The sequence below is a fragment of the Allobosea sp. genome (assembly GCF_048595345.1).
Classification (GTDB): Bacteria; Pseudomonadota; Alphaproteobacteria; order Rhizobiales; family Beijerinckiaceae; genus Allobosea.
In genome coordinates, this window is sequence record NZ_JBMDWH010000240.1 from 1 (window position 1) to 6,096 (window position 6,096).

Consider the following 6,096-nt stretch of genomic DNA (forward strand, 5'->3'; position numbering starts at 1 on the left):
CCAGCCGTGCCGCAAGCCGCTCGCCCAGCGACGTCTTGCCGGAACTGGCGACGCCCATGACGACGATGACGGCGGGCTCGGCCCGCCGGCTCTGCTCGGCAGCCACCGCTCAGCCCTTCCCGCTCGGGCTGGTCGAGACCGGGACGGTGTCGGCCCCGACGGCGACCGGGCCGGCCGGCTGGACGATGCCGGGCTTGGGCTCGACATGGCCGCCGAAGCCGGCGCGCATCGCCGAGAGAACCTTCTCGCCGAAGGTGTGGTCGACGCGGGAGCGGAAACGGGCGAAGAGCGCGGAGGTTAAAACCTCGGCCGGGGTCGCGGTCTCGACCGCAGCGTCGACCGTCCAGCGGCCCTCGCCCGAATCGGAGACGTTGCCGGTATAGGCCGCCAATTCCTCGTCGGCGGCCAGCGCCTCGGCCGTGAGGTCCAGCAGCCAGGAGGTGACGACCGAGCCGCGGCGCCAGACCTCGGCGATCTCGGTCACGTCGAAATCGAAGCCGTAATCAGGCGGCAGGCCTTCCTTGGCCGAGGCATTGCGGAGCAGGTCGAACCCTTCCGCGAAGGCCTGCATCATGCCGTATTCGATGCCGTTATGGACCATCTTGACGAAATGGCCGGAGCCGACCGGCCCGCAATGCAGATAGCCTTCCTCGGCAGTGGGATTGCGGCCCTCGCGATGCTTCGTCGGCTCGATCTCGCCCTTGCCGGGCGCCAGCACCTTGAAGATCGGCTCCAGCCGGTCGAAGGCTTCCTTGGCCCCGCCGATCATCAGGCAGTAACCGCGCTCCAGACCATGGACGCCGCCGGAGGTGCCGACATCCATGTAGTGGATGCCCTTCCCGGCCAGTTCCCTGCCGCGGCGGACATCGTCCTTCCAGAAGGCGTTGCCACCGTCGATCAGCGTGTCGCCGGGAGCGACGAGGCCGGCGAGCTCGGCCAGCGTACCCTCGGTGATCTTGCCGGCCGGAAGCATCACCCAGATCGCACGCGGCGCGGCAAGTTTCGCGACCATGTCCTTGAGATCGCTGGCAACCACGGCGCCGTCGGCGGCGAGCGCCTGGCCCGGCTTGGGGTCGCGGTCATAGACCACGCAATCATGGCCCGCCCGCATCAGGCGGCGCACGATATTGCCGCCCATCCGGCCGAGGCCGATCACTCCGAGTTGCATCAGGGCATCTCCCGCTGGCGCCGACATCGGGCGCCGGCGGTCTTTGGCTAGGTTCTGCCCGGAAGCGGCGCGGTCGGCAAGCCGCCGGCTCAGGGAAAGAGCAGGAGTGGCGGTTCGGCGGCCCCTCTCGCCTCGCTGGTCAGGACCCGCAGGCGCGCATCCGCCGGCAGCGCGCCCTCCGCCCGCCAGCGGGCGAGCGCGGCCTGCGCCCGCTCGGGGGAGATGAACGAGGCCGCCAGCACCATGGCGGGCTCGTCTCCAAAGGGGTCACCGGCCGTGAACAGGAGCCGCTCTGCATCGCGCAGCGCCAGCGCCGAAAGTCTCCCGGCCGTCTCGCGCCGCCGCGCGGGATCGGTTGCCGGCCATTCGACGAGGAGGATCGCCCCCATCGCGGTTCAGCCGTTGCGGAAGGTGTAGCTGTAGCCGTTGATCGCCGGCACGCCGCCCAGATGCGCGTAGAGCACCTTCGAGCCGGCCGGGAAGAAGCCCTTGCGCACGAGGTCGATCATGCCCTGCATCGATTTCCCCTCATAGACCGGGTCGGTCATCATGCCTTCGAGCCGGGCCGACAGGCGGATCGCCTCGATCGTCTCCTTCGAGGGGACGCCATAGACGGGATAGGCGTAGTCCTCGTTGAGGACGATATCCTCGGCCGTGATCGCGTTGCCTCCCACGAGGTCCGAGGTCTTCTGCGCGATATCGAGCACCTGCGCCTTCGTCTGGGCCGGAGTGAAGGATGCATCGATGCCGATGACGTTGCGCTGGCGGCCATCCTTGGCGAAGCCGACGACCATGCCGGCATGGGTCGAGCCCGTGACGGTGCAGACAACGATGTAATCGAACTGGAAGCCGAGCTCGGCCTCCTGCGCCCTCACCTCCTCGGCGAAGCCGACATAGCCGAGGCCGCCGAACTTATGGACCGAGGCGCCGGCCGGGATCGGATAGGGCTTGCCGCCCTTGGCCTTCACATCCTCCAGCGCCCGCTCCCAGCTCTCGCGGATGCCGATGTCGAAGCCCTCATCGACCAGTTCGACATGGGCGCCCATGACCCGCGACATCAGGATATTGCCGACCCGGTCATAGACGGCATCGTCATGCGGCACCCAGCTTTCCTGCACCAGCCGGCACTTCATGCCGATCTTGGCGGCGGTGGCCGCGACCATGCGGGTGTGGTTGGACTGAACGCCGCCGATCGAGACCAGCGTGTCGGCGCCGGACGCGATCGCGTCCGGCACGATGTATTCGAGCTTACGCAGCTTGTTACCGCCGAAAGCGAGGCCGGAATTGCAATCCTCGCGCTTGGCATAGAGCTCGACGGCGCCGCCGAGATGGGCGGAGAGCCGTGGCAGCTTCTCGATCGGGCTCGGCCCGAAGGTCAGGGAATAGCGCTCGAATTTCTCCAGCATGGGTCTTGCTCGCTCCGTTAAGCCTCGGAGAAATCTAGCAAATTTGCCTCGGTACGTCCTTTCGAATTTGCGGTCTTTAATGTCGCAGATCGACCTTGCAAACGGCGATTTGCGGTCTGACAATCCACAGATTGCCCTTATCTTGGACGATCCTTTCATGGACGCCGCACTCGATCGCATCGATCTCAAGATTCTGCGTCTGCTGCAGGCGGACGGGCGCATGGGCAATGCCGAGATCGCCAAGCGGGTGAACACCAGCGCGGCGACCTGCCACCGCCGCATCCAGCGCCTTTTTTCGGAAGGCTATGTCACCGGCGTGCGCGGGCAGATCGCTCCCGGCAAGATCGAGCGCGGGACGCTCGCCATCGTCGGCGTGGTGCTCGACCGCTCGACGCCCGAGAGCTTCGGCGCCTTCGAGGCAGCGGTCACGGCGCTGCCGGTGGTGCTCGATTGCCATGTCGTCGCGGGGGATTTCGACTACTTCCTCAAGATCCGCGTGCGCGACCTCGCCGATTTTAACAAGCTCCACGCCGAGACGCTGCTGGCCTTGCCGGGCGTGCGACAGACCCGGACGTTCTTCGTGATGAAGGAGGTGGTGGAGAACCGGCCGCTGGTGTTTTGAGGGATAGTGCCGAGCAGCTGACTCCTGATCAGCGGGTCAATGCGTCGTCATGCTCGGGCCTGCCCCGAGCATCTGTTTGACCAGCGCCCTCTCCTCCCGAGATGGTCGGGTCGAGCCCGACCATGACGGCCTGCCCTTCACACCTGGATCAGCCGCTGCACCTGCGCGCCGTCGAGCTCGTTCATCGGCCCGGACAGCACCACCTCGCCACGGTCCATCACGAACATCGTGTCGGCGAGGTCGCGGGCGAAGTCGAAATACTGCTCGACCAGAACGATCGCCATGTCGCCCTTCGAGCGCAGATAATCGATCGCGCGGCCGATATCCTTGATGATCGAGGGCTGGATGCCCTCGGTCGGCTCGTCGAGCACCAGCAGTTTGGGCCGGGTGACCAGCGCCCGCGCAATTGCGAGCTGCTGCTGCTGGCCACCCGAGAGGTCTCCGCCGCGCCGGCCCAGCATGGACTTCAGCACGGGGAACAGGTCGAAGAGCTCATCCGGGACATAGCGGTCACGCCGCTTCAGCGGCGCATAGCCCGTCTCCAGATTCTCCTTCACCGACAGCAGCGGGAACACCTCCCGCCCCTGCGGCACATAGGCGATGCCGGCGCGGGCGCGATCCTCGCTGCGCAGGCCTGAAATATCCTGTCCGCCGAAGCGGATCTGCCCGCCGGAAATCGGCTGGTGGCCCACGATGGCGCGCATCAGCGAGGTCTTGCCGACGCCGTTGCGGCCCATCACGCAAGTGACCTTGCCGGGCTCGGCCGCGATGGACACCTGCCGCAGCGCCTGCGCGGCGCCGTAATGGAGATTGATGGCATCGACGGTCAGCATGATGCAGCCTCGGCAGTGCCCTTCGGGAGAATGGCGCGGGTCATCCCGGGCGCAGCGAAGCGGAGACCCGGGACCCATGCCTCAACCTTTGCCCAAGGCGTAGCGGCATGGATCCCGGATCGGCGCGGCTTTGCCGCTTGTCCGGGATAACGGCGGAGGGAAACCGCCAGTTTGGCGCTCATCATCCTCACCGCCCCAGATAAACTTCGACGACGCGCTCATTGGCGCTGACCTGGTCGAGCGGGCCTTCGGCCAGCACCGATCCTTCGTGCAGCACCGTGACCTTCACGCCGAGTTCGCGGATGAAGCCCATGTCGTGCTCGACGACGATGACCGAATGGTCCTTCGCGATCTCCTTGAGCAGCACGGCCGTCTGCGCGGTCTCGCCATCGGTCATGCCAGCGGCCGGCTCGTCGACGAGCAGGAGCTTGGGGTCCTGCGCCAGCAGCATGCCGATCTCGAGCCATTGCTTCTGGCCGTGCGAGAGCGAACCGGCGAGGTCGTCGCGCTTGTCGGCGAGCTTCACGATGCCGAGGATGTCGTCGATGCGCTTTTGCTGGGAGGGCTCGGTCTTCCAGAAGAGGGTTCTGGCCACCGTGCGCTTCGCCTTGAGCGCCAGCAGGATATTGTCCTCGATCGTGTGGAAATCGAACACGGTCGGCTTCTGGAACTTGCGGCCGATCCCGAGATTGGCGATCGCCGCCTCGTCGAGCCGGGTGAGATCGACCGAGCCGGCGAACATCACCGTGCCGGTATCGGGCTTGGTCTTGCCGGTGATGATATCCATCATCGTCGTCTTGCCCGCGCCGTTCGGGCCGATAATGGCGCGCATCTCGCCCGGTTCGATGGTGAGCGACAGGCCGCGAATGGCCTTGAAGCCGTCGAAGGAGACGCTGACGCCGTCGAGATAGAGCAGCGAGGAGGTGAGCTGGCCGGGATTGGGAGCGTTCATCGGTTTCACTCCGCCGGGGCCGGCTCGGCGGCCGGGGGCGGCGCTGGCGGTGCGCTGGGCTTGCGCCGACGCGCCCATAGCGCTTCGGCCGTACCCAGAATGCCCTTGGGCAGGAACAGCGTGACGAAGACGAAGAGGCCGCCCAGCGCAAAGAGCCAGTAGGGCGCCATGAAGCCCGAGGTGAAGATCGTCTTGGCCCAGTTGACCACGACGGCACCCAACGCGGCGCCGACCAGCGTGCCGCGCCCGCCGACGGCGACCCAGATCACGGTCTCGATCGAGTTGGCGGGGGCGAATTCGCTGGGATTGATGATGCCGACCTGCGGCACATAGAGCGCGCCGGCCACGCCCGCCATGCAGGCCGAGACGGTGAAGACGAAGAGCTTGAACCGGTCCACGCGGTATCCGAGGAAGCGGGTGCGGGATTCAGCGTCGCGGATCGCGATCACCACCTTGCCGAGCTTCGAGACGACGATGCCGCGCGCGATAAGGAAGCCGGCCGCGAGCATCACGCATGTCATGGAAAACAGAGCCGCTCTGGTCGCTTGCGCCTGGATGTTGAAGCCGAGGATGTCCTTGAAATCGGTCAGGCCGTTATTGCCGCCGAAGCCCATGTCGTTGCGGAAGAAGGCGAGCAGCAGCGCATAGGTCAGCGCCTGGGTGATGATCGAGAGATAGACGCCGGTGACGCGCGAGCGGAAGGCGAACCAACCGAAGACGAAGGCGAGCAGCCCCGGCACCGCCAGCACCATCAGCATGGCGAAGGGGAAGGAGGAGAAGCCGTACCAGTACCAGGGCAGCTCCTGCCAGTTCAGGAACACCATGAAGTCGGGCAGCACCGGATTGCCGTAGACGCCGCGGGTGCCGATCTGGCGCATCAGATACATGCCCATGGCGTAACCGCCCAGCGCGAAGAAGGCGCCATGGCCGAGGCTGAGGATGCCGCAATAGCCCCAGACCAGATCGAGCGAGATCGCCAGCAGGGCATAGCAGAGATATTTGCCCCAGAGCGACATGGTCGAGGTCGGGACATGCAGGGCCGAGCCGGCCGGCAGCAGCAGGTTGGAGAGCGGCACCAGCAGGGCGAGGGCCAGCAGGATGGCGAGGAAGATGCC

7 protein-coding genes are annotated in these 6,096 nt (G+C 66.3%); 1 reads left to right on the forward strand and 6 read right to left on the reverse strand.

Annotated features, from left to right (window positions below; all coding sequences use genetic code 11):
- Positions 1 to 109 precede the first annotated feature (109 nt).
- The 3 genes from gnd to ACOJTB_RS20935 all read right to left on the reverse strand — a co-directional run bounded on the left by gnd (position 110) and on the right by ACOJTB_RS20935 (position 2,574).
- A complete protein-coding gene (gnd, locus tag ACOJTB_RS20925) occupies positions 110 to 1,168 on the reverse strand; it encodes a phosphogluconate dehydrogenase (NAD(+)-dependent, decarboxylating) (RefSeq protein WP_420104452.1) in 1,059 nt (352 codons plus the stop codon).
- Between the two features lie 89 nt (positions 1,169 to 1,257).
- On the reverse strand, positions 1,258 to 1,557 hold the full coding sequence (locus ACOJTB_RS20930; RefSeq protein ID WP_420104453.1) for a hypothetical protein: 300 nt from the start codon (positions 1,555 to 1,557) through the stop codon (positions 1,258 to 1,260).
- A 6-nt stretch (positions 1,558 to 1,563) separates the two neighbouring features.
- Complete coding sequence (locus ACOJTB_RS20935) at positions 1,564 to 2,574, reverse strand: 1-aminocyclopropane-1-carboxylate deaminase (RefSeq protein ID WP_420104454.1); 1,011 nt, start codon at positions 2,572 to 2,574, stop codon at positions 1,564 to 1,566.
- Between the two features lie 157 nt (positions 2,575 to 2,731).
- Here ACOJTB_RS20935 and ACOJTB_RS20940 point away from each other — a divergent pair, with 157 nt between their 5' ends.
- Entirely contained in the window at positions 2,732 to 3,196 is a 465-nt protein-coding gene (locus ACOJTB_RS20940) for an Lrp/AsnC family transcriptional regulator (RefSeq protein ID WP_420104455.1), read from the forward strand.
- A 137-nt stretch (positions 3,197 to 3,333) separates the two neighbouring features.
- Here ACOJTB_RS20940 and urtE read toward each other — a convergent pair whose 3' ends face one another.
- From urtE to urtC, 3 genes are all read right to left on the reverse strand, one after another.
- Positions 3,334 to 4,029: an urea ABC transporter ATP-binding subunit UrtE gene (urtE, locus tag ACOJTB_RS20945; protein WP_420104456.1), complete on the reverse strand. Its 696-nt coding sequence runs from the start codon at positions 4,027 to 4,029 to the stop codon at positions 3,334 to 3,336.
- 187 nt (positions 4,030 to 4,216) lie between these two features.
- On the reverse strand, positions 4,217 to 4,981 hold the full coding sequence (gene urtD, locus ACOJTB_RS20950; RefSeq protein ID WP_420104457.1) for an urea ABC transporter ATP-binding protein UrtD: 765 nt from the start codon (positions 4,979 to 4,981) through the stop codon (positions 4,217 to 4,219).
- A 5-nt stretch (positions 4,982 to 4,986) separates the two neighbouring features.
- A complete protein-coding gene (urtC, locus tag ACOJTB_RS20955) occupies positions 4,987 to 6,093 on the reverse strand; it encodes an urea ABC transporter permease subunit UrtC (protein WP_420104458.1) in 1,107 nt (368 codons plus the stop codon).
- Positions 6,094 to 6,096 lie beyond the last annotated feature (3 nt).

Excerpts from the sequence above, each read along its gene's own strand:
- gnd (WP_420104452.1), bottom strand. The coding sequence starts at position 1,168 with ATGCAACTCGGAGTGATCGGCCTCGGCCGGATGGGCGGCAATATCGTG.
- ACOJTB_RS20930 (WP_420104453.1), bottom strand. The coding sequence starts at position 1,557 with ATGGGGGCGATCCTCCTCGTCGAATGGCCGGCAACCGATCCCGCGCGG.
- ACOJTB_RS20935 (WP_420104454.1), bottom strand. The coding sequence starts at position 2,574 with ATGCTGGAGAAATTCGAGCGCTATTCCCTGACCTTCGGGCCGAGCCCG.
- ACOJTB_RS20940 (WP_420104455.1), top strand. The coding sequence starts at position 2,732 with ATGGACGCCGCACTCGATCGCATCGATCTCAAGATTCTGCGTCTGCTG.
- urtE (WP_420104456.1), bottom strand. The coding sequence starts at position 4,029 with ATGCTGACCGTCGATGCCATCAATCTCCATTACGGCGCCGCGCAGGCG.
- urtD (WP_420104457.1), bottom strand. The coding sequence starts at position 4,981 with ATGAACGCTCCCAATCCCGGCCAGCTCACCTCCTCGCTGCTCTATCTC.